This window comes from Hafnia alvei, from assembly GCF_034424155.1.
Taxonomy (GTDB): Bacteria; Pseudomonadota; Gammaproteobacteria; order Enterobacterales; family Enterobacteriaceae; genus Hafnia; species Hafnia alvei.
In genome coordinates this window covers 3,171,516-3,196,546 of record NZ_CP139992.1, presented here as the reverse complement: position 1 = coordinate 3,196,546, position 25,031 = coordinate 3,171,516, and the positions used below count along the sequence as shown (strand labels likewise).

At 49.2% G+C, this 25,031-nt stretch carries 22 protein-coding genes; 8 read left to right on the top strand and 14 right to left on the bottom strand.

Annotated elements, in window-relative coordinates; all coding sequences use genetic code 11:
- Positions 1–110: 110 nt before the first annotated feature.
- The 8 genes from U0008_RS14900 to U0008_RS14865 form a co-directional block, all read right to left on the bottom strand.
- On the bottom strand, positions 111–800 hold the full coding sequence (locus U0008_RS14900; RefSeq protein WP_043494559.1) for a M15 family metallopeptidase: 690 nt from the start codon (positions 798–800) through the stop codon (positions 111–113).
- Entirely contained in the window at positions 797–1,927 is a 1,131-nt protein-coding gene (gene dapE, locus U0008_RS14895) for a succinyl-diaminopimelate desuccinylase (RefSeq protein ID WP_043494557.1), read from the bottom strand. Before dapE ends, U0008_RS14900 begins: the two co-directional genes overlap by 4 nt.
- Complete coding sequence (locus tag U0008_RS14890; protein WP_043494554.1) at positions 1,924–2,310, bottom strand: ArsC family reductase; 387 nt, start codon at positions 2,308–2,310, stop codon at positions 1,924–1,926. Before U0008_RS14890 ends, dapE begins: the two co-directional genes overlap by 4 nt.
- Before the next feature lie 536 nt (positions 2,311–2,846).
- Positions 2,847–5,993 carry a multidrug efflux RND transporter permease AcrD gene (gene acrD, locus U0008_RS14885; protein ID WP_043494551.1) on the bottom strand — a complete coding sequence of 1,049 codons (3,147 nt, stop codon included), beginning with the start codon at positions 5,991–5,993 and terminating at the stop codon, positions 2,847–2,849.
- 238 nt (positions 5,994–6,231) lie between these two features.
- A complete protein-coding gene (locus U0008_RS14880; RefSeq protein ID WP_043494548.1) occupies positions 6,232–7,401 on the bottom strand; it encodes a fimbrial protein in 1,170 nt (389 codons plus the stop codon).
- Positions 7,391–9,904, bottom strand: coding sequence for a fimbria/pilus outer membrane usher protein (locus U0008_RS14875; protein ID WP_226930195.1), 2,514 nt, complete (start codon positions 9,902–9,904; stop codon positions 7,391–7,393). Before U0008_RS14875 ends, U0008_RS14880 begins: the two co-directional genes overlap by 11 nt.
- Positions 9,905–9,970: 66 nt before the next feature.
- Positions 9,971–10,663, bottom strand: a complete 693-nt coding sequence (locus U0008_RS14870; RefSeq protein ID WP_043494543.1) for a fimbrial biogenesis chaperone — start codon at positions 10,661–10,663, stop codon at positions 9,971–9,973.
- A 126-nt stretch (positions 10,664–10,789) separates the two neighbouring features.
- Positions 10,790–11,356 carry a fimbrial protein gene (locus U0008_RS14865; protein ID WP_043494541.1) on the bottom strand — a complete coding sequence of 189 codons (567 nt, stop codon included), beginning with the start codon at positions 11,354–11,356 and terminating at the stop codon, positions 10,790–10,792.
- 620 nt (positions 11,357–11,976) lie between these two features.
- Between U0008_RS14865 and U0008_RS14860 the strand changes: the two genes are divergently transcribed.
- Positions 11,977–12,252, top strand: coding sequence for a winged helix-turn-helix domain-containing protein (locus tag U0008_RS14860; protein ID WP_025797480.1), 276 nt, complete (start codon positions 11,977–11,979; stop codon positions 12,250–12,252).
- A 59-nt stretch (positions 12,253–12,311) separates the two neighbouring features.
- Here U0008_RS14860 and narP read toward each other — a convergent pair whose 3' ends face one another.
- Positions 12,312–12,944 carry a nitrate/nitrite response regulator protein NarP gene (gene narP / locus U0008_RS14855; protein ID WP_043494539.1) on the bottom strand — a complete coding sequence of 211 codons (633 nt, stop codon included), beginning with the start codon at positions 12,942–12,944 and terminating at the stop codon, positions 12,312–12,314.
- A gap of 84 nt (positions 12,945–13,028) precedes the next feature.
- Positions 13,029–14,711, bottom strand: coding sequence for a nitrate/nitrite two-component system sensor histidine kinase NarQ (gene narQ / locus U0008_RS14850; protein ID WP_043494537.1), 1,683 nt, complete (start codon positions 14,709–14,711; stop codon positions 13,029–13,031).
- Positions 14,712–15,135: 424 nt separating this feature from the next.
- Here narQ and napF point away from each other — a divergent pair, with 424 nt between their 5' ends.
- The 7 genes from napF to napC are packed head-to-tail and all read left to right on the top strand — an operon-like array spanning position 15,136 to position 21,151.
- Positions 15,136–15,660 (top strand): ferredoxin-type protein NapF, encoded by a 525-nt coding sequence (napF, locus tag U0008_RS14845; RefSeq protein ID WP_043494534.1) that lies wholly within the window; start codon positions 15,136–15,138, stop codon positions 15,658–15,660.
- Positions 15,657–15,923 carry a chaperone NapD gene (gene napD, locus U0008_RS14840; RefSeq protein WP_025797488.1) on the top strand — a complete coding sequence of 89 codons (267 nt, stop codon included), beginning with the start codon at positions 15,657–15,659 and terminating at the stop codon, positions 15,921–15,923. Before napF ends, napD begins: the two co-directional genes overlap by 4 nt.
- A complete protein-coding gene (napA, locus tag U0008_RS14835) occupies positions 15,920–18,412 on the top strand; it encodes a nitrate reductase catalytic subunit NapA (protein ID WP_043494532.1) in 2,493 nt (830 codons plus the stop codon). The genes napD and napA overlap by 4 nt, the downstream gene beginning before the upstream one ends.
- Before the next feature lie 21 nt (positions 18,413–18,433).
- Positions 18,434–19,186, top strand: coding sequence for a ferredoxin-type protein NapG (gene napG / locus U0008_RS14830; RefSeq protein WP_025797491.1), 753 nt, complete (start codon positions 18,434–18,436; stop codon positions 19,184–19,186).
- Complete coding sequence (gene napH, locus U0008_RS14825) at positions 19,186–20,052, top strand: quinol dehydrogenase ferredoxin subunit NapH (RefSeq protein ID WP_043494529.1); 867 nt, start codon at positions 19,186–19,188, stop codon at positions 20,050–20,052. Before napG ends, napH begins: the two co-directional genes overlap by 1 nt.
- A gap of 38 nt (positions 20,053–20,090) precedes the next feature.
- Complete coding sequence (napB, locus tag U0008_RS14820; protein ID WP_230599750.1) at positions 20,091–20,510, top strand: nitrate reductase cytochrome c-type subunit; 420 nt, start codon at positions 20,091–20,093, stop codon at positions 20,508–20,510.
- A gap of 11 nt (positions 20,511–20,521) precedes the next feature.
- The gene (napC, locus tag U0008_RS14815) at positions 20,522–21,151 is read left to right on the top strand and encodes a cytochrome c-type protein NapC (protein WP_025797496.1); all 630 of its coding nucleotides are present in this window, start codon (positions 20,522–20,524) and stop codon (positions 21,149–21,151) included.
- Between the two features lie 41 nt (positions 21,152–21,192).
- On the opposite strand, the gene U0008_RS14810 is transcribed toward napC, so the two are convergent.
- The 4 genes from U0008_RS14810 to galT all read right to left on the bottom strand — a co-directional run bounded on the left by U0008_RS14810 (position 21,193) and on the right by galT (position 25,002).
- Positions 21,193–21,342 carry a hypothetical protein gene (locus U0008_RS14810; RefSeq protein WP_155273780.1) on the bottom strand — a complete coding sequence of 50 codons (150 nt, stop codon included), beginning with the start codon at positions 21,340–21,342 and terminating at the stop codon, positions 21,193–21,195.
- A 393-nt stretch (positions 21,343–21,735) separates the two neighbouring features.
- Entirely contained in the window at positions 21,736–22,791 is a 1,056-nt protein-coding gene (galM, locus tag U0008_RS14805) for a galactose-1-epimerase (protein WP_043494526.1), read from the bottom strand.
- Positions 22,785–23,942: a galactokinase gene (galK, locus tag U0008_RS14800; RefSeq protein WP_043494523.1), complete on the bottom strand. Its 1,158-nt coding sequence runs from the start codon at positions 23,940–23,942 to the stop codon at positions 22,785–22,787. Before galK ends, galM begins: the two co-directional genes overlap by 7 nt.
- Before the next feature lie 10 nt (positions 23,943–23,952).
- Positions 23,953–25,002: a galactose-1-phosphate uridylyltransferase gene (galT, locus tag U0008_RS14795; protein WP_043494520.1), complete on the bottom strand. Its 1,050-nt coding sequence runs from the start codon at positions 25,000–25,002 to the stop codon at positions 23,953–23,955.
- Between the last annotated feature and the right edge of the window lie 29 nt (positions 25,003–25,031).

Below are 25,031 nucleotides of genomic sequence, written 5' to 3'. Positions count from 1 at the left end.
GATGTATATTGACCTGAAATGTAGTGTTTTGTGGTGAATTGTAGTGTATTTATTGAACTAACTTGTTTTTATGTCATTGATAAATTAAATAATTCTTTGTTTTTTGGCGGCTAACCATTGCATGGTTGCCCCCTGTCTTTTACGGTAATAAAACGAGAAAAAACGTCGGACAGATGAGGGATTAGCCAATCTGAACCGGCAATATGCTGCCCTTGCCAGGCATTTTTAAGTACATCTTCAGTAAGTTGATGTTCTGCTAACCTTGATAGTGGCCGATAACTGAGATGCCACGGCTCTACTGCAACGCCTTGTTCTTCATCACTAAATGGGCGATAGAAACCAAACTGTTCCATATTATCTGTTAGCCAGTGGCTCAAGGCAGAGAAATATCCACCCTCAAGATATTCCCATGGCTCTAGCTGAAGTTTTTTACCCTCAGGTAGAAGATCGGGATCGTAGATATCAAGATCGGTTCCCCAATGGTGCCGGCTAGCTCCGGGCAGCGCAGACCAGCGTAAAATGGCGCAGCACAGCTCTCCTTTGGTTAGCGTACTGATGTCTATCGGCTGGCTATTTTCATCTAGAACGGCACGCTCACCTTCAAACTTGGCATTCCAAATAGTCTGCTGGCGAGCGAAATCTCTAAACGTGCTTGCGGGCTGTAAATTAAATCCCGCATTTTTTGCCGCACGTTGTAATGCCTGAAAAGCCTCAATGGCCTCAGGTTGTAAACGATGATGACCACAGAGCACCGCAAGATGCTCTGTGCTTTGTCCGGTCAGCATTGCCATCGTCATCATACGATGAGTTGCTCCATGATTCTTTGGTACATACGGCTGAGTAATTGTAGGTCAGCGGCATGAACACATTCATCAATTTTATGAATAGTGGCATTGACTGGCCCCAGTTCAACCACTTGAGTGCCCATCTGCGCGATAAAGCGCCCATCAGAAGTGCCGCCGGTAGTCAGCAACTGAGGCGTTATTTCCCCATAGTGCTCAATGGCATTAATGACGGCATCGACCAGATGACCACGTGGGGTCAAGAAAGGTAACCCTGATACATTCCATTCTAATTTATAATTTAACTGATGGCGATCTAGCAGGTCTTTTACACGAGCCTTAATTGATTCTACCGTCGATTCGGTGCTGAAACGGAAATTAAACTGTACATAAAGTTCACCGGGGATCACGTTGTTACTTCCCGTTCCTGCCGCCATATTGGCAATTTGCATGCTGGTCGGTGGGAAAAATTCGTTGCCCTCATCCCAGATTTCATTCACGAGTTCGTGAAGCATAGGTGCGGCTTTATGAATCGGGTTATCAGCTAGGTGTGGGTAGGCGACATGACCTTGAATGCCGTGAATATAGAGGTTCGCAGTCATTGAGCCACGACGGCCATTTTTGACGACGTCACCCACTCTTTCGGTGCTGGATGGCTCGCCGACCAAGCAATATTCGACTTTTTCCTTTCTTGCTGTCAGTTGCTCAACCACTTTTACCGTGCCGTTTACCGCACTGGCTTCTTCATCTGAAGTGATCAAAAAGGCGAGTCGACCTTGATGATCTGGATTGGCTTCGACAAAACGCTCAGCTGCAACCACCATCGCTGCCAATGAACCTTTCATGTCAGCAGCGCCTCGACCATAGATCATGCCGTCGCGTAAGGTAGGTTCATAGGGCGGGTTCGTCCATTTAGATTCATCGCCGCTTGGAACCACGTCGGTATGACCGGCGAAGGCCAGCGTGGGGCCGTTACCGCCGCGGTAGGCCCAGAAGTTCCGGGTGTCGCCAAAGGTCATGTCTTCAATGGTAAAACCGACCGCTTTGAGGCGGTCAATTAACAAATCTTGGCAGCCCGCATCTTCAGGGCTAACGGAACGGCATTTTATGAGTTGCTGAGTGAGCTCAAGAACAGGGCAGGTCATCGTATTTTCTCCTCAGCTAAAAATTGTGTGTATTGATCAGGATTGAATCCCAGCAGCATGCGGTGATTATGGGCGAGCAGTGGGCGCTTGATGATTGCGGGCTGCGCCAGCATTAATTCAGCAGCTGAATCAGCATTATTGATACTTTGGCGTACAGACTCATTGAGTTTACGCCATGTTGTGCCACGGGTATTAAGCAGTGACTCCCAACCTAACTGCTCAATAAAGGTGCGTAACAGTTCCGCATCTAGGCCGTCGGCACGGTAATCGTGGAATTGATAGGCAATCTGCTGTTCTTCCAGCCACTTTTTAGCTTTTTTGATCGTATCGCAGTTTTTAATACCGTAAAGGTAAAGAGACGTATTTTCTGAGAGTGCTGTCATACGGCAGAGTCCCTGTGTTTTAGCTCACGATCTGGCAAATTATTTTATGACTATGCCGATCGGGATGCGCTGATGTTGTTAAATTATTTAACACATAATGCGTGAAAAAGAGCTCTCGATCCAGAGTGTTAGCCCTAAGAGTGCTCCGACTATGTCAATTTGAACGGTGTGCTTACCTTAATTGCGGCTGCTAGGCGTCAAATTGATAGAAATATCGAATAGGTCAATTATTCACCGCTGGTCTCTAAAAGGTTATCATGGGCGGGTACTAAATTATGTAGGCCACAAAAGACGTAAATATGATTGATACAGAACTGAGCAACTGGAAAGCGTTTATTGACGCCATGTTGCAAAACAAGCACCAGTAATTCTGAAACTGGTCGGGCAGTAGCTAGTTATCGGTAGTGAGTTTGAAGCAGTCGGCAATGAAGAGATCGTTTTAAGCCATATCATTAATAACTTTGTGATAAGCCAAACACCAAGGGTCATCACCCATAAAAAAGGCAGCCAAGCGGCTGCCTTTTTCTCATTTGTGGCTATCCATTCGGCGGGATGATTTCTTCGGGTTCAATTGCTGACGCGGTTTTTCCTGGAAAACGGCGACGAACCAAAATGAAGAATACCGGTACGAAGAAAATGGCTAGGAAGGTGGCGGTGAACATCCCTCCTAATACGCCCGTACCGACAGCATGCTGGCTCCCCGAACCGGCGCCGTGACTGATTGCCATTGGCAATACGCCAAAGATAAATGCTAATGAGGTCATCAGAATTGGGCGTAGTCGCAGCCGACAAGCTTCCAGTGTAGCTTCCAATAAATCTTTGCCGGAACGATGTAGCTCGTTGGCGAATTCAACAATTAAGATCGCGTTTTTCGCTGAAAGTCCAATGATGGTAAGTAAACCGACTTGGAAGTAAACATCGTTCTCCAGACCACGTATCCACGTCGCGCATACCGCGCCCAATACGCCCAAAGGTACCACCAGCATAACGGAGAAGGGAATCGACCAACTTTCGTATAATGCAGCCAGACACAGGAATACCACCAGCAATGAAATGGCGTAAAGCGCCGGTGCTTGCGCGCCGGAGAGGCGTTCCTGGTAAGACATTCCCGTCCATTCCAAACCGATACCATTCGGCAACTGGCTGACAAGGCGCTCCATAATATCCATCGCCGTACCGGTACTCACACCTGTAGCCGCTTCCCCAACGATTTCCAGCGCTGCGTTACCGTTATAGCGTTCGAGTCGTGGTGAACCGTATGTCCATTTACTGTCGGCAAAAGCGGAGAATGGCACCATTGCACCACTGCTGTTATTCACGTACCAACGGTAAATATCATCTGGCAGCATACGATAAGGTGCCGCCCCCTGAACATACACTTTTTTAACGCGGCCTCGGTCGATGAAATCGTTGACGTAGGTCGAACCCCACGCCGTTTTTAAGGTGCTATTGATATCGTCAATATCGACGCCAAGCGCCTGTGCTTTACGTTGATCAATGTTTACCTGCAGTTGCGGACTGTCATCCAAACCGTTGTGACGAACACGCGTCAAGAGGGGCTCTTTCGCAGCAGCAGCTAACAGCGTATCACGTGCCTTCATCAGTTCTGCATGGCCGAGGCCCGCATGGTCTTCCAGTTCCATATCAAAACCGGCAGAGTTTCCTAAACCGGAGATCGCTGGCGGGCTGCTGGCAAACACTCTTGCTTCTTTAATTTTACCAAATGCCGTTGTTGCGCGATCAATAATGGCAAACGACGTATCATCAGGCCCAGTACGCTCGTCCCAATGCTTTAATCGCACAAACATACGCGCCACGTTCTGACCATTACCCCCAGGCCCAGAGCCAATAATTGAGAAGACGGAAACAACGTTTTTCTTTTCATCCTGCAACAGATAGTTCTCAACTTTTTCGACCACTTTGAGCGTCTGCTGCTGGGTTGAACCCACGGGTAACTGGATCTGGGTCATGAAGACCCCACGGTCCTCGAGCGGTAAGAATGACGTTGGCAAGCGAGTGAAGGCGAGCGCTAGACCAACAATAATCAGTAGATATAGCAGCATGGTTTTACCGCTGTTGCGAACGACGCGAGCAACACCATTTTCATATTGACGAGTGCTGCGATCGAATACGCGGTTAAACCAGCCAAAGAAGCCTCGTTTGGTATGAATTTGACCTTGTTTAATCGGTTTAAGCAGCGTCGAACACAGTGCAGGAGTAAGAATAAGCGCAACTAAAACAGAGAAAACCATCGCGGAAACGATGGTGATGGAAAACTGGCGGTAAATAGCGCCAGTGGTGCCACCAAAAAAGGCCATGGGTACAAATACCGCAGACAGCACCAGTGCAATACCAACCAGCGCACTCTGGATCTGTGCCATGGATTTTCGCGTTGCTTCCCTAGGGGATAGGCTTTCTTCGGCCATGACGCGTTCGACGTTTTCGACAACGACTATCGCATCATCAACCAGTAATCCGATGGCGAGCACCATGGCAAACATCGTGAGCGTATTGATACTGTAACCAAAGGCATAAAGCACCGCATACGTACCCAGTAAAACGACGGGGACGGCGATGGTTGGGATCAAGGTAGCGCGGAAATTTTGCAGGAACAGATACATAACCAAGAAGACGAGGAAAATCGCTTCAAACAGCGTTTTCACGACGTCTTTGATCGATGCTTGTACAAACGGTGTGGTTTCGTAAGCGTATTCGACTTTTAACCCATGAGGGAAATACTGTTCTAGCTCGCCGAGCTTAGCTTTAACCAGCTTGTCGGTGGCTAATTCATTAGCGCCAGAAGCGAGTTTGATGCTCATCCCTGAGGCGGGCATTCCGTTGTAACGGCTCAAATAGTCATAGTTTTCAGCCCCGAGTTCTACGGTAGCAACGTCACCTAAGGTAACGTAAGAACCATCTGCGTTGACTCTAAGTGTGATATCGCGGAACTGTTCCGGCGTTTGCAGCTGGGCTTGAGCATTCATGGTGGCGTTCAGCGCCTGACCATTCACCGACGGTGTGCCACCAACCTGCCCAACGGCGATTTGGTTGTTCTGGGTTTCAATCGCATTCACCACATTTTGGCTGGTGAGGTTATAGCTATTAAGTTTGTTCGGATCGAGCCAGATGCGCATTGCGTACTGAGAGCCGAAGGCATCAACGCTGCCAACGCCGTCGATACGGCTGATAGGATCCTGCAGGTTGCTGGCAACGTAATCGGCGATATCCTGTCGCGTCATGCTGTGGTCGGTTGATACAAACGCAACGGTCATCAGGCTGTTATCACCTGATTTTGAAACCGTGATCCCTTGTTGCTGTACGTCTTGCGGCAGTTTACGCGTGGCGCCCTGTAGCTGATTTTGAACCTGCTGCATGGCTTCATTAGGGTTTATGCCCGCCTGAAATGTCAGCGTGATTGTGGCACTGCCGGTGCTACTGCTTTGGGAGGACATGTAGAGCAAGCCGTCCAATCCCGTCATATTCTGTTCAATGATCTGGGTAACGGTATTTTCAAGCGTTTGGGCTGACGCACCAGGATACGATGCGCTGATACGCACCGTCGGTGGCGCAAGATTAGGGTACTGCTCAACGGGCAGTGAGTTAATTGCTAACAACCCGGTCAGGCTGATAATAATGGCGATAACCCAGGCAAAAATTGGGCGATCGATAAAGAAATTAGCCACGGGTGAATACCCTCATAACGCTTACTCTTATGCTTGAAAGTGGAAGTCTAGACGTAAACCGATCCATGCTAACGCACTTTATCCTGTTGGCGAGTTCAAAACGTGGAGAAAAAAAGGAGAAATGGTAAATATTTTTTCACGCCGTATGAATTTAGTACAGTTGACCTTTTTGACTGTATGTTTGCGTAAAATTCATACAAAAATATAGTGCCGTCCTACCGAAGCAGGACGGTGACGTTTAGCGTAGTTCCATTTTGACCGTCATGTTGCCTTCAAATTTTCCAGGCTGTGGGCGATTTGAGGTGGTACTAACCGGTGCTGCGTCCATGCTGATCTTGCCATTTCCCTGTGTGTCTAGTGTAACGGGTAAATCAAGCGAACCATCTAATACAATATCATTACCACTTTTATCATACATACGCACGCCAACGTCGTTGCGATTAAGCATGCGGGCAATAAGGTTATTGCTGTCTGGTAAAACACCTTGATCGGCGCTGAGGCTAAATTTGATTTTCCCTGAGTTAGCGGCTGCAGGATCGTCGCAGTGGTAAGAAATATCAACGTTTTTTAGCGTGTAGCTCGCCGGTGGCTGTCCTTGGGAAACAAATTGGGAAGTCACAATATTGCCTAATTCAACCTCAATCGTGCTGCCTGCATTAATCGTACAGGTGAGTGGTGCAGTGATTTTGCCTGCGATTCTAATATTGGAGACCTGTTTGGTATCACTGAGAGAGCAATAGTTTCCCATGGCGAGACACGAGTAGTTTTGGGCAACAATAGTGGATGGAATAATCTCTTCGCCTAAAATCGCCGTTTTAACGTAAATGCTAAGGGCGATGATATTCCATTTGAAACCTCTTTTCGTTGTACTTCCACTGGTAGGTCGGGTTGAGTCACTGCAAACGTCGTCAGTACCTTCTGTCGGTTTTAGAAATGGGTCATTAACTTTACTCATACTCGAGAATGGCGTTGGGTAAGTACTGATACTAATGGGCTGCAGGCCGCTACCGTCGGGGGAATTTATTGAATTCGTATAGCCTGTAATGTCGACATCGAGATGATCGGTTAAATAGCCATAGCCATTTCGTCCTGGGGGGAGCGGGCTACCAGCCGCCGTAGTTTCATAAATGACAGTGTTAGAGTAAAGGTTCTTTGGACAAGCACAATTGGCGGTTACCGATGGCCCATCGCCAATGAGGTGATCATTAATATTAATCGTGTTTCCATTCCGGTTTTGCGCAGCCGGCATTTCGGTGTTGATGTTAATGGCGTAATCGGCAAGCGTGGAGAAGCATCCTTGCAATACGGTGGTTGCTGCCTGAGCAAACAGAGGGAAAAGTGCAAATAGCACAAGTACGTTCTTCATTCGCACAAGGTACATGCGGCTAGTTGGGGTTTTATTCTGCATGATTTGCCTCCGGCTTGCAGAGTGCGCTGGTCTGGCGGATACCGTTAGGGGCCGAGTCAGAAGAGGGGGATAGCGTGGCACTGGCGTGGCAGCGCTGTTCTGCTGAGCTGCCCCATGTCACCGTTAACGGCACGTTTTCACTCACGCCAGAGAGATATAACACGCCGCGGTCATCCACGATGCCACCCAGCGTTAACCCGTCGACGCTGGCCACTGCGCCAAAGGGAATAATGCGGCCATCAGGTCGAGTTAATGAGATCAGCGCGCGATAACCCACATGCGCTGTAAATTGCGTGCTGACCGCAGCACTACGGCTGGGAATAACCGTCATCGTCGTTTCATCTGTATCGACATCGTCTGGCAGGCTGGTGGTGTCGATATAAATAGTGTTTTCTTGGTAAGGCGTTAGAGAAGGGATGATGGCATTGCCAAAGTAGTCGGTTTGGACGCCACGCTGGTTGGTGAAACGTACGCCGGATGCGCCTTTCGCGCTAACAATTGCAAATTGATCGCCTAGCGGTTGAGAGAGCGTGACACCCGCAGGATGAGCGACAACGGCTCCGCTCACGCCGTAGGTTAGCTGTCGAGAGCTGTCGGAGGCATAGTAATAACCCGCATTCAAATTAGCGTATTGCGATCGATAGCTGCCATAGATACTACTATTGTCAGTACCACCATGATTGGTATGACTTTGTTGTAATGAGTAGCTCAGTCGGTCATCATCCAGCAAGGTGCCATTTAGCCCAACGCTATGGCTGGTGTCGCCTTGTTTGCTGCTGCTGAGATTATAGCTGGCCCAGCTTTTGGGCAGCCAGCGTGATAACGGGACGCTAAAGCTGAGCGACAGCATCTGATCGGTCGAGTCATCGCTAGTTTTGCTATAGGTGTACGCAAGGTTAACGCTGATGTCGCCTATTGTCCGGTTGATGCCTGACGAAATGCTGCGTTCCTTATGGCTGGTCTGCCAATAATCTTGTTGATAAGCAGAAATGTATATACTGCTATCTAGTACGGTCTGATTAATATTTAACTGAACTCGACTGCGTTTATTGTAACGGTGCGACCAGTCGATGTTGTCATCGCTGTCATCATATTTTTCATTAGCATCGGCAAAGTTATAGTAACCACTTGTGGAATAGCGATAGCTCGCCAGCGAAAAGTTAGTGTCGGTGGTCTCTATCTTCTTGGTATACATCAAGCGCCAAGACTGCCCATCGTGCTGCTCGCCATTATCCAAGCGTGCACGCGCCCACGTTACATCGGTTGACACTGAACCTAAGTCGCCCAGAACTACGCCAATACCGCCGTCAAAAGCCTGATAGTCTGACGAGAGGGTAGAGCCACCGAAAAGAGTGAAATAATTATTAAGGCCATAAATCGCGCTGCCTTGAGCAAATAACGGTTCATTAGATGCCTGATTATCATCCGCACGGTAGCGGGCGAGCGTCATTTCGTAGCGAATATTGCCCGGACGTTGCATAACAGCCACGCTGGAGTAGGGCTGAGTGAAACGATGCTCGGTGCCATCGGCTTCTTTGACGGTGATCTCAAGGTCGGCGCTGTTGGTGGTCGAGTACAAATCCCTAATTTCAAAAGCACCCGGAGCCACGTTGGCTTGATAAATAACGTAGCCGTTTTGCCGTATTGAAACTTCAGCGTTAGAGCTGGCTATGCCACGAATGATTGGCGCAAAGCCGCGCTGGTTATAGGGCAGCATTTGATCGTCAGAAGCAACGTTGATTCCACGAAACTGTAAGCTATCAAAAACATCACCTCGCGTACTGTTTTCACCCGCAATAAACTGCGCTTCTAGTTGATGAATGTCGTGCTGGAGCCAAGTATTAATCGTCTGCCAAGACTGTGAATTGCCGGATTGTCGCCAGGTTGAATAGTTACGTAGACGCCATCCGCCGAGGTTCGCTCCGCTGCGTAGATTAAGGTATTGGCTATTATTGCTGCCGTTGTTGTCGCTTCCTGCATTTTCACGCCGTGAGCCAGAGAATGAATAGTCGGCAAACATTACGGGCACGCCGTCATTCCAGCGTGAAGGGTCGATATTTTCATTATGATGCTCATCAATGGCCGCCTGCGGCATACTGATGCGCAATGTCATGGCATTAAAATCGAACGCAGCCGAGGCAAAAGGAATGTAGTCGCCAATAGGTTTGTGCAGTGGTTCGTTTTCGGTGAGTTTAGTCAGTTCTGGGTAGGCATCTACGCGCACGCCCCATTTTCGTAGCTGTAGGGGGGTCAACTGTGGCAGTAGTGCACCACTTTTGCTGCTAATGTAGATGATTGATTCCTCATCGACATTCTGTTTATTAATATTTATTTTCGTCTGATAGGTGCCGGGTAACTGGCCATTTTCTTTTGAAAATAGCGATAAATCGATATCCTGCTGTGATAATTCATCCCCCTCAAGTGAGGAGGGCGCAAAGTAAAATTCTTGTGCGTTGACGTTACCCATGGCAACCATAAGCAGACCGCTTAAGGTTCTTAACATTGGATGGGATCGCCGAATAGAGCGGGGGAAGTTCAGGCGCAATCCGTTAGCAGCCATTAAGCACCATTAGTCCTGAGTTAAACTGGATGTAAATTCATCTGACGCATTGCCGTAGTCGGTAATACAGCGCCATGTCACGTTCGAACCATTAACCGTATCGGGAAGCAGAAATTGCGCAGTTGATTTTGGTGCCACCATTTCGGCATTTTTTATTGATGTTGTATTCAATTTTAATATATCGAAAACGCTGTAGTAGCTGCCATTGTTGGTAATATGCAACTGGTTTGCCTGTCGGCTAAATTTTAGATTCTTACAGGCGTCAATAGGCGTGCCATTTAGCCCTGATGGGCGCCAAAATAATTTCAAGTGTGTTTTATATATCAACCGAAGAACATTCTTCTTATCGTCACTTTTTTTCATCGCGGGAATAGTGCGCACATTCATATAAAACAAAGATTCTCGGTCGGTAGGTAATGCTTGGCCGGACCACGTGATACGTAGGTTTTGCTCTTTTTGCGGCTCGAGCCTGAAAAGCGGTGGGGTCACAATGAAGGGGCCGCGCGTTTTTCCATCACCGGTATCAATCCATGACTGAATGAGCCATGGTAGCTCTTTTTCTGTATTTGTCAGAGAGAGAGCAACCTCTTTCTTATTAGCGTCATAAATAACGCGTGTTCGCCCTATTTGAATTCCTGCTGCATGGCTGAAAGTGTTAAAAGCAAAAATGACAGAGCAAACCTTCAGCACGATAATTCTCATATAAAAGCCCTTTAATAAGTGAAAATCATCGTGTAAAAACCCACACTGAATCTGATTTACTTATATTTGATCTATCGGCGTGTAATAGTGAAACTGCTAGTAACACGCCGGATTAAATAATAAAAATTAACGATAAAGAATATTCACCGTTAAATCGGCATCCGCAGGGCCTGCGGTGACAGGTTTAGTGAAGGATATATAGCGAGCGTTAAATGATGCACTGATAGTGTCTGATGTATTCGACGCTAATGGTATGTAAACCTGTCCTTCAGAACCATCAAATTTAAGATGTGTTGTGGGCGCTCCATCGGGGCTCAGGGCAATCCCAACACCTGTTGCAGCGGTTGTGCCGTTGGTGGTTATTTTGCTGACGTCTAATAAGGTATTAGAACCTGTTAATGAGGTGGTGCCCGTAAAGGTCAGTTGAATGTCGGGAAGTCCATCACTTTTTAAAGGACAATTCTTGAGAGTGATAGTCAGAGGCACGAGATCGGTCTCTATCCCTGGGTCAGTGAAAAGCGAAGTTGGGTAGGTTCCTAGTGGAACCGTAGCGTCTGTCCCGTTATCGCCTACGATAGTGCAGCTTGGTTCAATGATTTCGCCGGTAAAATGTATTTTCCCCGCATTCATCTCTGCGGAAAATGCAGTTGTAGATGAGAGGGCCATAATGGCGACAATTAGATTCCGTTTCACTATATTATTCTCCGTAATAAGTTAGTTGAATGACATATTTAAAATCAATAAAAATAATGCAATCAAATCGTGAAATATATCAATTTTATTATCGTGTATGCGTGCGCCTTTCTCATTAAAATAGAGCTGTTTTTAGTACAATGTAGTTAATGATGAATGCTTACTTGGAACTGAAATTATTAAATATATAAGCAATGCTGTTGGATGCTCTTTGTAATTCATTTTGGACAATATAGCAACAATGGCTTGTGAATATTTTTTAGGCAAAAATATTCATATCAATTGAATAATTGTCTATTTTTGCACCGAGCGTGCGATTTTTATCATTAACGATCATATTTTATAATGAAATGATATTAATATATTTAATGAACTGATCTTTTGGTTGGCTAATTTGCGTGGAAATAAATTTCTATTAAATGTGATTTAAATAATAAACAATATTACAGAGTAATTAATAATAGCCTAGTATTTCACTATTTCTTCGGGAGCGTTACATCGCAAGACCGTTGATTTCTGTCTTGCTTCCTTTTCTTTCTTGCGAAATTACCTACAATATCTGTGTCATTAATCACCTAGGGCTCAAACTTCTGCCACTGGTGGGTAAATTAGGAGAACAAATGGACTTTAACCCCGTGTTTGCGCGACGTTTATATCTCTGTTGGCTGATTAGCCATCTGGAGAAGCCGAATGTTCCTCACCTTATACAGGTGACAGGCTGGCCGCGTAGAACCTTACAGGATGTGATCAAAGCGTTGCCGGGAATGGGCGTTGAACTGGATTTTGTTCAAGAAGGTGTACGTAACAACGACGGTTACTATCAGTTAAAAAGTTGGGGGCCGCTAAACGAAATGTGGGTTAAAAAGCATGCTGAACAACTGCTGGCAGCGATTTAATTCATGGATTCGTTGAGAAGGGTGAGCGACAACCTTTTGGTCATCGCTCATTGTCGGTATTATTGGTTTTTGTGCTCTAAGTACAAAACGGTTGCAGCCACGCGCGAGCGTACGTTGAGCTTGCGCAGTAGGTTACGGATATGCACTTTTACCGTCTCTTCGGAAATATGCAGCTGTGAAGCGATTTGCTTATTAGACAGACCACGCGCCACTTCCTGCAGTACATCGAGTTCGCGCTCAGTCAGATCGGCAAATGGGTCGGTTAACTCAGTGCGTGATGCTAAGTATTCGCTGATGATGTCACTAAAGACGTTTTTACCACTTGCTGCCTGATGGATCTGTGATAACAGCGTTTCTGGCTCGCTATCCTTCAGTAAATAACCATCAGCGCCGGCATCAACCAACGCATAGACATCGCTGCGTGAATCTGAAACGGTGAGAATAATGATGCGTGCATCAACGCCTTCGTTACGCAGTGCTTTCAGCGTATCTAAGCCTGATAGCCCTTTCATATTGAGATCTAATAAGATCACGTCGGGTTGTGCGCGACTGGCTAATGCTATCGCTTCGCTGCCGCTGCTGGCTTCTGCAACCACATTAAAGGCTGGATCGAGTTCAAGTAACTGACTAATTCCGCGGCGCATAAGCGGATGATCGTCCACGATCATAACTGCGTAGCTTTCATTTTCCATAAAATGCTCCGAAATAAATAATAGGGTGGTTAAGCGTTACCTATTACCGTTAAATTTTAATTAAATACCCGTTGTCGCTGACCATCAGTGCTGAAAAATCAACGAAACTTTTGTACCTGCTGGGGGCACCGTACGGATGGTAAGTTCACCACCCAGTCGTGTCGCCCGTTCGGCCATAATCGTCAGGCCGTAGTGTCCATCGGGCTCTTCAAGGCTGGCTATCCCAATGCCGTCATCTTGAATACTGATCACGCTTTCGCCTTCTGGCCCGTAGTGACAGCGTATTTCGATGTGTTTTGCCTGAGCATGTTTGATGGCGTTGAGTACGGCTTCGCGCACAATTTGCAAGACGTGAACTTGCTGCTGAGCGTTGAGTGACTGCGAAGAAAGGGCACAGTTTAGCGTAATAATGGCGTCAGTTTGCAATTTTAATGGCGCTAATAACTGATGTAAGGCCTCACGCAAATCAGCTTCCTGAATAGTTAAGCGAAAAGTGGCCAATAATTCACGCAGTTGGCGATAGGCGTCAGACAACGCTTGATCAAAATCACGAATGATTGCCTGCGCTTGGGTATTCTCGGTGGGAATAGAACGTTTGAGTAGCGTTATCTGGATACGCAGGAACGAGAGCGCTTGGGCCAATGAGTCATGCAGCTCGCGCGCAATTGTCGCCCGTTCTTCCATTAACAATAGCTGAACTTGCTGCTTTTGCGCGCGGTTGAAATAGACCCCTCGGCTAAGCATGTTAGCGACGTTTTGCATTAGCTGCTGCTGGGGATGCTGATGCTGAGGCCAGCGTAATTCCCCTAACCGATGCCCATCCAGCGTCAGCGGTATGGCTGAAGTGGAAACTGAGTCATCCAGTTGCCCACTGTGTAATAGCCAACGACCATTACCGCTGTCATGAACTTCTAATTCTAGAAAATCCAAAGCTTCACTGGTACGCACGATGTTAAGCACTTTTTCGAAGCTGGGCTGGGTGATTTCGCTGACGGTCAGTGCCTGAGAGCAATCAAAAAGCACGCCCAATGATTTATTCGCCTGTGTCAGACTCTCTGTCTTCTCCTGAACTTTGTCCTCAAGAGAGCGATAAAGCTTTTCAAGTTCGCTCGACATTCTGATGAAAGTTTTTGATAACACACCAATTTCGTTGGGAAGGTTAACGTCCAACTGCATCGGAGAGAAATAGCCGCTTTGCATACGTTGACTGGCATTCAGCAGCTTATTCAGCGGAGACACAACCTCACGGCGCGTGGTGCGGATCGCAAACCAAACCAGCCCGATGATCATCAAAACGCCTAGCAAGCTGATCGCCGCCACTTGCTGCATTTTTTGCTCAGAATAATGCTGAAGTACCAAGACGAAATGATCGATTTGGCTGACATGGCTAGCGACATGAGCAAGATATTGGTCACTGTTACCCGCTTTAAGCTGCTGGTCTAATAAAAGCCAAGTTTCCAGTAGGTGTCTATACTCTTCACGAACAGAGGATGGAACATAAAATCGGTCGAGCTTTTTCAACGCTGGAGCCTGCATCGATTGCTCGTACTCTGCGAGATGCAGAGCAACATCATCAGGATGATTGGTTAAATCATAGGCCAGACGATAGCTTTGCATGCGCAGCGAGCCTGCGATATTCACCGCCTCAGCATCGTTTAAACTGCTTGCTACGGTAACAAGTGCGATGCCGGTTGAGAGAACCGAGAGGATCACAATCGCGGCCAGTGTTTTAGCCAAGGTGCTGGTAACCGAACGTTTTACGAGCAATCTAATATACCTATTTCGTATGACAGCGATAAAAAGGGCGGTAGAACATCATCATTTTTGCGCAGGTGCTTAATAAATGGGTTATTAGTACCGTTCTCTTTATTGATAACAGAGGGCCCAAATAATCGTTATATAAATCAGTAAATAACGAAATGTGGTCGCAGGGTCTATACAGTGCGTGAAAACTCAGCAAAAGGTTTGATCTCGCGCAATCGATACCCACAATTACCTATTTAGGGGGATTATAACTCATCCTTTAATCCGCATACTTTATGCTTAGAAAAAACCTCTATTTCTGGTCATAAGTTAAATAAGAATTATTACTAACAACAAGTTAAAACAATATCGCTGACCAGCAATATCTTTCATTTTTATTGGTACGTGTTTTTCATCTGGATGGATGAGCAATGTCACCGGAGTATCCATGACTACGCTTTCTCGGCGCAATCTACTTAGTGCTCGTTGGCGAAAGCCCGCTAGCGCACAGCGTCCACCTTGGACAATCCCAGAGCCTGCTTTCATTGCAGGCTGCACGCGTTGCCATTCCTGTATTGAACAGTGTGAAACCGGCGTATTAATCGCAGGCGATGGTGGGTTCCCTGCTATCGATTTCCACCGCGCTGAATGCACATTCTGCCATCGTTGCGCTGATGCCTGCGAGTTACCGCTTTTTGAACTTGAACGCACACAGCCATGGACGATTCAGGCAGAAATTCAGACGAACTGCCTAACGCAAAAAGGCATTGAGTGCCGCAGCTGTCAGGATGCCTGCGAGCCTTATGCTATTCGCTTTGCGCCTCATCTAAGCGGAATTGCAAAACCCACGGTTGATTTAGATAAATGCACCGGCTGCGGCGAATGCGTTCGTGGCTGCCCGGTTGATGCTATTCGAATAACGCCAGCGGCGCGGCCTGAAATGCGCGACGCGGTAGCAAGGAATGAAGTATGAGCAATGAGATGTGGCACGTATGTGGATTGGTTGTTCAAGCCAAACCGGAAGCCGTACCCGCCGTCGCAGAAGCTCTGGCCGCCATGCCAGAAACTGAAGTGGCAGCGACAGAACAAGAAAAAGGCAAGTTAGTGGTTGTCATGCAAAGCGAAGATTCAAACGCATTGCTAGACAGAATTGAGTCAGCGCGCAATGTGGCAGGTGTGCTGGCGGTGTCGCTGGTTTATCACCAGCAGGATGAGCAAGGTGAGGATACGCCATGAAACTCAGTCGTCGAGACTTCATGAAAGCCAACGCCGTCGCCGCTGCAGCAGCAGCTGCGGGGCTGACCATTCCGACCGTCGCGCAAGCGGTTGTCGGTGGGGCTGATGAAATTAAGTGGGATAAAGCGCCGTGCCGTTTTTGCGGTACTGGTTGTGGTGTGCTGGTTGGAACACAAAATGGTCGCATCGTGGCTTCTCAAGGGGATCCAGATGCGCCGGTTAACCGTGGCCTAAACTGCATTAAAGGTTATTTCCTGCCAAAAATCATGTACGGAAAAGACCGTCTAACGCAGCCTTTATTGCGCATGAAGAATGGTCAGTACAACAAAGAGGGCGAATTCACGCCGGTGACCTGGGATCAGGCCTTCGACGTGATGGAAGAGAAGTTTAAAACTTCTCTGAAAGAAAAAGGCCCAACGTCGGTGGGCATGTTTGGATCGGGCCAGTGGACCGTTTGGGAAGGCTATGCTGCTTCCAAACTGTTCAAGGCAGGTTTCCGCTCTAACAACATCGACCCGAATGCGCGTCACTGTATGGCGTCTGCGGTGGTTGGCTTTATGCGTACCTTTGGTATGGATGAGCCGATGGGCTGCTACGATGACATCGAACAGGCGGATGCTTTCGTCCTGTGGGGCTCAAACATGGCGGAAATGCACCCGATCCTCTGGTCGCGCATTACCAACCGTCGTTTGACCGACCAAAATGTCAAAGTGGCGGTTCTTTCTACCTTTGAACACCGCAGCTTTGAGCTGGCCGATAACCCGATTATCTTCACCCCGCAGTCTGACTTGGTGATCCTGAACTACATCGCAAACTACATTATTCAGAATAATGCGGTCGATCAGGAATTCATGAAGCAGCACGTGAATATTCGTAAGGGCGCAACAGACATCGGTTACGGCTTACGCCCAACCGATCCGCTGGAAAAAGCCGCGAAAAATCCGGGCAGCGATGCCTCCGAGCCAATGAGCTTTGAAGACTACAAAGCATTCGTGGCGGAGTACACGCTGGAGAAAACGGCTGAAATGACCGGTGTGCCAAAGGATTCTCTGGAATCGTTGGCTAAGCTGTATGCCGATCCTAAAGTCAAAGTGGTTTCCTACTGGACGATGGGCTTCAACCAACACACGCGCGGTGTTTGGGCGAATAACCTCTGCTACAACATCCATCTGTTGACCGGCAAAATCTCCAAACCGGGCTGTGGTCCATTCTCTCTGACCGGTCAGCCGTCAGCCTGTGGTACTGCGCGTGAAGTGGGGACGTTCTCCCACCGCTTGCCGGCAGACATGGTAGTGACCAACGAGAAGCATCGCCAGATCGCTGAAAATACCTGGAAACTGCCTGCGGGCACCATTCCAGAAAAAGTGGGTCTGCACGCCGTGGCGCAAGACCGTGCGCTGAAAGACGGCACGCTCAACGCTTACTGGGTGATGTGTAACAACAACATGCAGGCTGGGCCAAACATCAACGCAGACCGCATGCCGGGCTGGCGTGATCCACGTAACTTCATCGTGGTCTCCGATCCGTACCCAACCGTCAGCGCTTTGGCCGCCGACCTGATTCTGCCAACTGCCATGTGGGTGGAAAAAGAGGGGGCTTATGGTAACGCCGAGCGCCGCACTCAGTTCTGGCATCAGCAGGTAAAAGCACCAGGTGAGGCGAAATCTGACCTGTGGCAGATGATGGAGTTCTCCAAACGCTTCAAAGTAGAAGAGGTTTGGCCTGCGGAACTGATCAACAGTAAGCCAGAGCTGAAGGGTAAAACGTTGTTTGATGTGCTTTATGCCAACGGCAACGTGAACAAATTCAAGCTAGAAGAGATCCCTGCCGATCAATTGAACGATGAATCGCGTGATTTTGGGTTCTACGTGCAGAAAGGGTTGTTTGAAGAGTACGCCTCATTTGGCCGTGGTCATGGTCACGATTTGGCTCCGTTCGATGAATATCACAAAGCGCGCGGTATCCGCTGGCCAGTGGTGAACGGCAAAGAAACCCTGTGGCGCTATCGCGAAGGGTTTGACCCGTTTGTTAAAGCAGGCGAAAGCGTGCGTTTCTACGGCAAACCAGACGGCAAAGCGGTAATTTTCGCACTGCCATTTGAGCCAGCGGCTGAAGTGCCAGATAAAGAATTCGACCTGTGGCTCTCTACCGGTCGCGTGCTGGAGCATTGGCATACCGGTTCGATGACGCGCCGTGTGCCTGAACTGCACCGTGCGTTCCCTGAAGCGGTGCTGTTTATTCATCCTTTGGATGCGAAACAACGCGGCCTGCGTCGTGGCGATAAAGTGAAGGTGATTTCTCGCCGTGGCGAACTGGTTTCTATTGTTGAAACCCGTGGTCGTAACCGTGTGCCGCAAGGACTGGTTTATATGCCGTTCTTCGATGCCGCTCAGTTGGTGAATAACCTGACGCTGGATGCAACCGATCCGCTGTCTAAAGAAACTGACTTCAAAAAATGTGCGGTAAAAGTTGAAAAGGTGACTGCCTAATCAGGCAAGGAGCGTTACCTGATGACGAAACAACGAGATAAAGGGCCTGCGCGCCGTCGCTTTTTACGCGATGCGGTGCGCAGTGCGGGTGGGTTAGCCGGGCTGGCGTTGGTTCTGGGATTGCAGCAAAAGCAATCACAGGCGCGTGATGGCCTAGCGTTACGTCCACCGGGAGCCTTGCCGGACGGTGAGTTTGAGCGCGCCTGCATTCGCTGCGGGCAGTGTGTTCAGGCTTGTCCTTACGACACGCTGAAGTTAGCGACGCTTTTGTCGCCTTCTTCGGCAGGCACCCCTTATTTTGTTGCGAGACAAACGCCTTGTGAAATGTGTGAAGACATTCCTTGCGTGGTGGCTTGTCCGAGCGCGGCGCTCGATCCCAAATTGACCGACATCGATGATGCGCGGATGGGATTGGCGGTGCTGCTCGATCATGAGAATTGCCTGAATTGGCAAGGCTTACGCTGTGATGTGTGTTATCGCGTTTGCCCATCGATTGATAAAGCTATCACGCTGGAGCTACATCGCAACGAGCGAACCGGCGTGCATGCGAAGTTCTTGCCGACGGTTCACAGTGATGCTTGCACCGGCTGCGGAAAATGCGAACAAGCCTGCGTACTGGATGAGGCGGCGATCAAAGTGTTGCCTCTCTCGATTGCACGCGGAGAGCTTGGGCAGCATTACCGTTTGGGATGGGAAGAGAAAGCGAAGGCTGGACACTCATTAGTTCCGTCTGGCACCCAGCTACCTTCACGTATGCCGCAGGGAGGTGAATGATGGCGAACAGTGCAAATCAGGCCGGTCTTGAAGCACGCCAACGTCACGGTATTATCCGCAGCCATCGCTGGCTGCTGTTACGCCGTTTAAGCCAACTGGCGGTTTTGATGATGTTTTTATCAGGGCCGTGGTGGGGAATTTGGATTTTAAAAGGAAACTACAGCGGCAGTTTACTGCTTGAAACCGTTCCTTTGACCGATCCATTAATGATGTTGGAAAGCGTGTTTGCGGGGCATTGGCCTGCGCTCACGGCCTTGGCTGGAACATTGGTCATTGTGGTGGCTTATTCCCTGATAGCCAGCCGCGCGTTCTGTGCATGGGTTTGTCCGTTAAATCCGGTCACTGATCTCGCGGCGTGGATGCGGCGTAAGCTGAATATCCGCCAATCAGCCTCACTGCCACGAAGCCTACGCTATGGCATTTTGCTGGCGGTGCTGGCAGGAAGTGCCATCAGTGGCACCTTGCTGTGGGAATGGTTGAATCCGGTGGCGCTGCTTGGACGTAGCCTGATTTTCGGCGCTTTTGGTGGCCTTTGGCTGATTCTTGCGGTGTTCCTGTTTGACCTGCTGGTGACGGAGCATGGTTGGTGTGGTCATATTTGCCCGATGGGCGCGCTGTATGGCGTGATTGGCACTAAAGCGGTTATCCGTGTTAGCGCTGAACATCGAGAGAAATGCACGCGCTGTATGGACTGTTTTCACGTTTGTCCAGAGTCTCAGGTGTTACGTGAGCCTGTATTAAATAACGATCATAGCCCGCTGGTACTGAGCAAAGATTGCATCAGCTGCGGGCGTTGCATGGATGTGTGTGCCGAGCACGTATTCGAATTTAAGAACCGATTTCATCGTTCGGGAGCTAAAGAATGAAGAGCAATGTCCTGAAAAAGCACGCTTCGCTTTGGGCAATGTTACAGGCCGTCGTGCTGTCATTGTCTGTGGCTGGCGCTGTATATGCGGCCAGCGACGTCGATTTGAGCCAATCACCGGAAGTTTCGGGAACGGCAGAAGGGCAGATTAAAATGCCTAAGCAGCAAGAGCGTATGGCGCTGAACTATGTCAATCAGCCGCCGATGATCCCGCATAGCGTAGATGGCTATCAGATTAGCAAAAATACCAACCGCTGCCTGCAATGCCACGGCGTTGAACATTACCGTACCACCGGTGCGCCGCGCATTAGCCCAACTCACTTTATGGATGCTAACGGCAAAGTGTTGGGAGAAGTTGCGCCACGCCGTTACTTCTGCCTGCAATGCCACGTACCGCAAAGTGATGCACCACCGATTGTAGGTAATAGCTTCCAGGCCGCACCGGGCTTTGGGCAGTAACAGGAGCCGCTATGCTGGATAATAAAGAAGTAGACAACAAGCCAACCGAGCAGAAAAAACCGGGCATGATTCGCCGCGTGTGGCAATGGTGGCGCCGTCCAAGCCGTTTGGCTTTAGGCACACTGTTGCTGCTGGGTTTTGTCGCCGGGATTATTTTCTGGGGCGGTTTCAATACCGGTATGGAAATGGCGAATACGGAAAAGTTCTGTATCAGCTGCCATGAAATGCGCGACAACGTGTATCAGGAATATATGGATACCGTTCACTACACCAATCGCAGCGGTGTGCGTGCAACCTGCCCAGATTGTCATGTTCCACATGAGTGGGTGCCTAAAATTGTACGTAAAATCAAAGCCAGTAAAGAGCTGTACGCTAAAGCTTTTGGCTTGATTGATACGCCGCAAAAGTTTGAAGCACACCGGTTAGTGATGGCTGAAAATGAATGGGCACGTATGAAAGCCAATGATTCTCAGGAGTGTCGTAACTGCCACAACTTTGAATACATGGATTTCACGGCACAGAAAACCGTAGCAGGAAAAATGCACGACCAAGCCATTCAGGACGGAAAAACCTGTATCGACTGCCATAAAGGGATAGCGCATAAGCTGCCTGATATGAAAGGGATTAAGAATGGGTTTTAAGGATTCTGTGGTGCAGGCATGAGATTCGGTATGCCGATGGCTTATGGTGTATTCGCGTAATATTCCGTCTGCCAGTTCATACCGAGCTTCATTGCCGCATTGGTGAAGGCATACGGGCAGAGACCACCAGCGCGTGGTCTCTGCACTCTCGCGCTTTTATCCGAGACGCCATCTCCGCGCCGGGTCGGCATGCGCCATCCTTGGCGCCTCCTCCCCTAACGCTAACATCCTGTTAGCGTTGCTCTTTCTCCCAATACTTAAACTAAAAAACAGATAAAGTTTTTGTCTTTTGGGTTTGACCTTATCTGGCACATTGTTCTTCAGCCGAATAGAGGAATGCAGGCTAGGATTCGCCGACAGGGATGTCGGCGAAAGAACGGAGGAGCCAGGATGGCGATTGCCGTTCGTTCCGTTAAAGCCGGAATGACGAGATGAGGGAACCTGCGAAGCAGGCTGAAGAACGGTGCCAAGCCGGGTTGTTAGGGGGCGGCGATTGGCCCCCTAACACGGACGCCTGCACGGTGTAGATGCAAGACTCAATATTTTGGGCGGACGTAATTTACGCCATACCTGTATTTTGGCTGCTATCCCTTCACCACAAACCAATACGTCGTTGCGGCTTGATAAACATCACCCGGTTTAATAAAGCAATCCGGCTGTGGCCATTCAGGATGATTCGGGGTATCAGGTAAAAACTCACTTTCTAACGCCACACCGGCATAAGCGGCATATTGTGCTCCGCGACGATCGGGCGTTCCGGCCAAAAAGTTACCGCTGTAGAGCTGAAGGGCTGGGGCATCGGTAAAAACCTGCATCTCTAGTTTAGCATCGGCTGAGGTGAGGATCGCCGCAGGGTGTTGTGCATGATGACAGGTGCTGTGCAGCAGATAGGCGTGATCGTAACCTTTCACGCGCTGCTGGCAGCGATCTTTCAGCAGATCCTGTTGCAAGGTCTTGGCCTTACGAAAATCCATGCCAGAGCCGCTGACGTCGGTAAGATCTCCGCAGGGGATCCCGTCACTTTCCACCGGAAGATAGTGATCGGCAAAAAGCTGAAGCTTTTGTGCTAAGGCATCGGTCGTGCTGCCATCACCGTCTAAATTGAAGTAGGCATGGTTGGTTAAATTCACCGGACAGGTTTTATCCACTTTTGCCTGCCAGCTAATCTCAACGCGGTTATCTTCCGTGAGGCGATAGGTTGCTTGGGCAACGAGATTTCCGGGGAAACCCTGATCGCCATCGGCAGAGTCTAATTGATAGGTCACATGATGAGTATCATGTGAAATGCGTTTCCAACGGCGTTTGTCGAATCCTTCAGGCCCGCCGTGAAGCTGATTTTCACCTTGGCTCGGATGTAAAACGACGGTTTCACCTTGATACACATACTGTGCTTTAGCGATACGGTTGGCATAACGACCTACCGTAGCACCTAAAAAGGCACCCTGTTCGGTAAACTGCTCGGGCGTTTGGCAGCCGAGCAAAACCTCACGCAAACTGCCGTCGTTCAGCGCGATCTGGCATGAAAGCCAGGTTGCGCCCCAGTCCATGAATGTGGCAATGCTGCCAGCGCTGTTGGTTAGCGTGGTGAATTGAAACGGCTCGCCGTCCGGTGCACGGGAGGTATCAGCAAAATTTAGCATACGCTGGCTCCTTGTGATGGATAGCAGACATAGAAGGTTTCTTTCAGGCCGGTTTGTGCCGGATATTCACGTTCAACCGTGGTGCGAACTTCCTCAACCAGGTCCAACGGCATCAGGGCGACGATACAGCCGCCAAAGCCGCCGCCCGTCATACGAACTCCGCCGCGCTCTCCGATAACGTCCTTCACGATTTCAACTAGCATATCGATAGGTTTGACGGTAATTTCAAAATCATCACGCATTGAGGCGTGGGACTCCGCCATCAGTGTGCCCATCAGTTTAAGATCGCCTGAGGCAAGCGCTTTGGCGGCCGCTTCAGTGCGGTCATTTTCAGTGATCACATGACGGGCGCGGCGCGCGGTCAGTGCTTCCAATCCAGCCTGTTTAGCTTCGAATTCGGCCAGCGTGACATCACGCAGGGCTTTTACGTTGAAATACTGCGCTGCGGCTTCGCACTGCTGACGGCGGGTGTTGTATTCGCTATCGACCAGTCCACGCTTAACGTTGGAATTGATAATCACGATCGCAACGTCCTTAGGCATAGGAACCGAACGCGTCGCCAGCGAGCGGCAGTCAATCAGCAGCGCGTGTTTTTCTTCGCCCAGTGCAGAGATTAGCTGATCCATGATGCCGCAGTTGCAGCCGACAAATTTGTTTTCTGCTTCTTGACCGTTTAACGCCAACTGAACGCCGTCTAAAGGCAGGTTGTACTGTGCTTGGAATGCCTGACCCACGGCAACCTCAAGCGAGGCCGATGAGCTCAGCCCTGCACCTTGCGGGACGTTGCCGCTGATCACTAAGTCTGCGCCGCCGAAGTTAGGATTACGGATTTGCAGATATTTCAGTACGCCGCGCACGTAGTTGCTCCACATCATGGTGGGATGGGATTCAAATGGAGCATCAAGAGAGAATTCATCTTGTTGATTATCGTAGTCGGCGGCAATCACGCGCACCTTGCGATCGTCGCGCTTAGCGCAGCTAATCACGGTTTGATAATCAATAGCGCAGGGCAATACAAAGCCATCGTTGTAATCCGTATGTTCGCCAATCAGGTTTACACGGCCGGGTGCTTGTACCGTCATTGCCGGAGCATAGCCAAAATAACGATTAAAAATATCCTGTGTCACGGTAGTAAGTTGTTGCAGACTCATTTTCGTTTCCTTATTTGGCGTTGGCTTCACGGTAATGGACGTCACTTACTGCGCGTAGACGTTCAGCGGCTTGCTCAGGCGTTAAATCGCGCTGAGTTTCGGCCAGCATTTCGTAGCCGACCATAAATTTACGCACGGTTGCAGAGCGCAACAGTGGGGGATAGAAATGTGCGTGCAACTGCCAGTGTACACAGTCAACCTCATGGAACGGCGCACCGTGCCAGCCCATGGAGTACGGGAAAGAGCACTGGAACAGGTTATCGTAGCGGCTGGTGAGTTTTTTCAGTGCAAGGGCTAAATCCGCACGCTGCTCGGCATTGAGATCGGTAATGCGCAAGGTGTGTGTTTTCGGCAGCAACAGCGTTTCAAAAGGCCACGCGGCCCAGTACGGAACCACGGCAATCCAATGTTCGGTTTCCACCACGGTACGGCTGCCGTCGGCCATTTCGCGCTTGGCATAGTCCAGCAGCATTGGCGTTTTATGCTGTTCGAAATAGGTTTGCTGTAGGCGATCTTCGCGCGCAGCTTCATTAGGGAGGAAGCTATTAGCCCAAATTTGTCCGTGCGGATGCGGGTTAGAGCATCCCATCGCGGCGCCTTTATTTTCAAATACCTGCACCCACGGATAGGTTTTCCCAAGATCGGCGCTCTGGGTTTGCCAGGTCTTAACGATCTCTTCAAGAGCGGGCAGGGAAAGTTCAGGCAACGTTTTGCTGTGATCGGGTGAGAAACAGATAACGCGGCTGGTGCCACGTGCGCTCTCACAGCGCATCAAAGGATCGTCATTTTGCGGTGCATCAGGGGTATCCGGCATCAGCGCCGCAAAGTCGTTAGTAAAAACATAGGTGCCGGTGTAATCGGGATTTTTATCGCCGGTAACACGCGTATTGCCCGCACACAGAAAACAGTCTGGATCATGCTGTGGCAGCGTTTGATTCGACGGTGTTTCCTGTGCACCCTGCCACGGGCGTTTGGCACGGTGCGGAGAGACCAACACCCACTGATCTGTCAATGGGTTATAACGGCGATGAGGGTGATCGACCGGATTAAATGTGGTCATTATCGGTGCTCCTTAAAATATTATTCAGG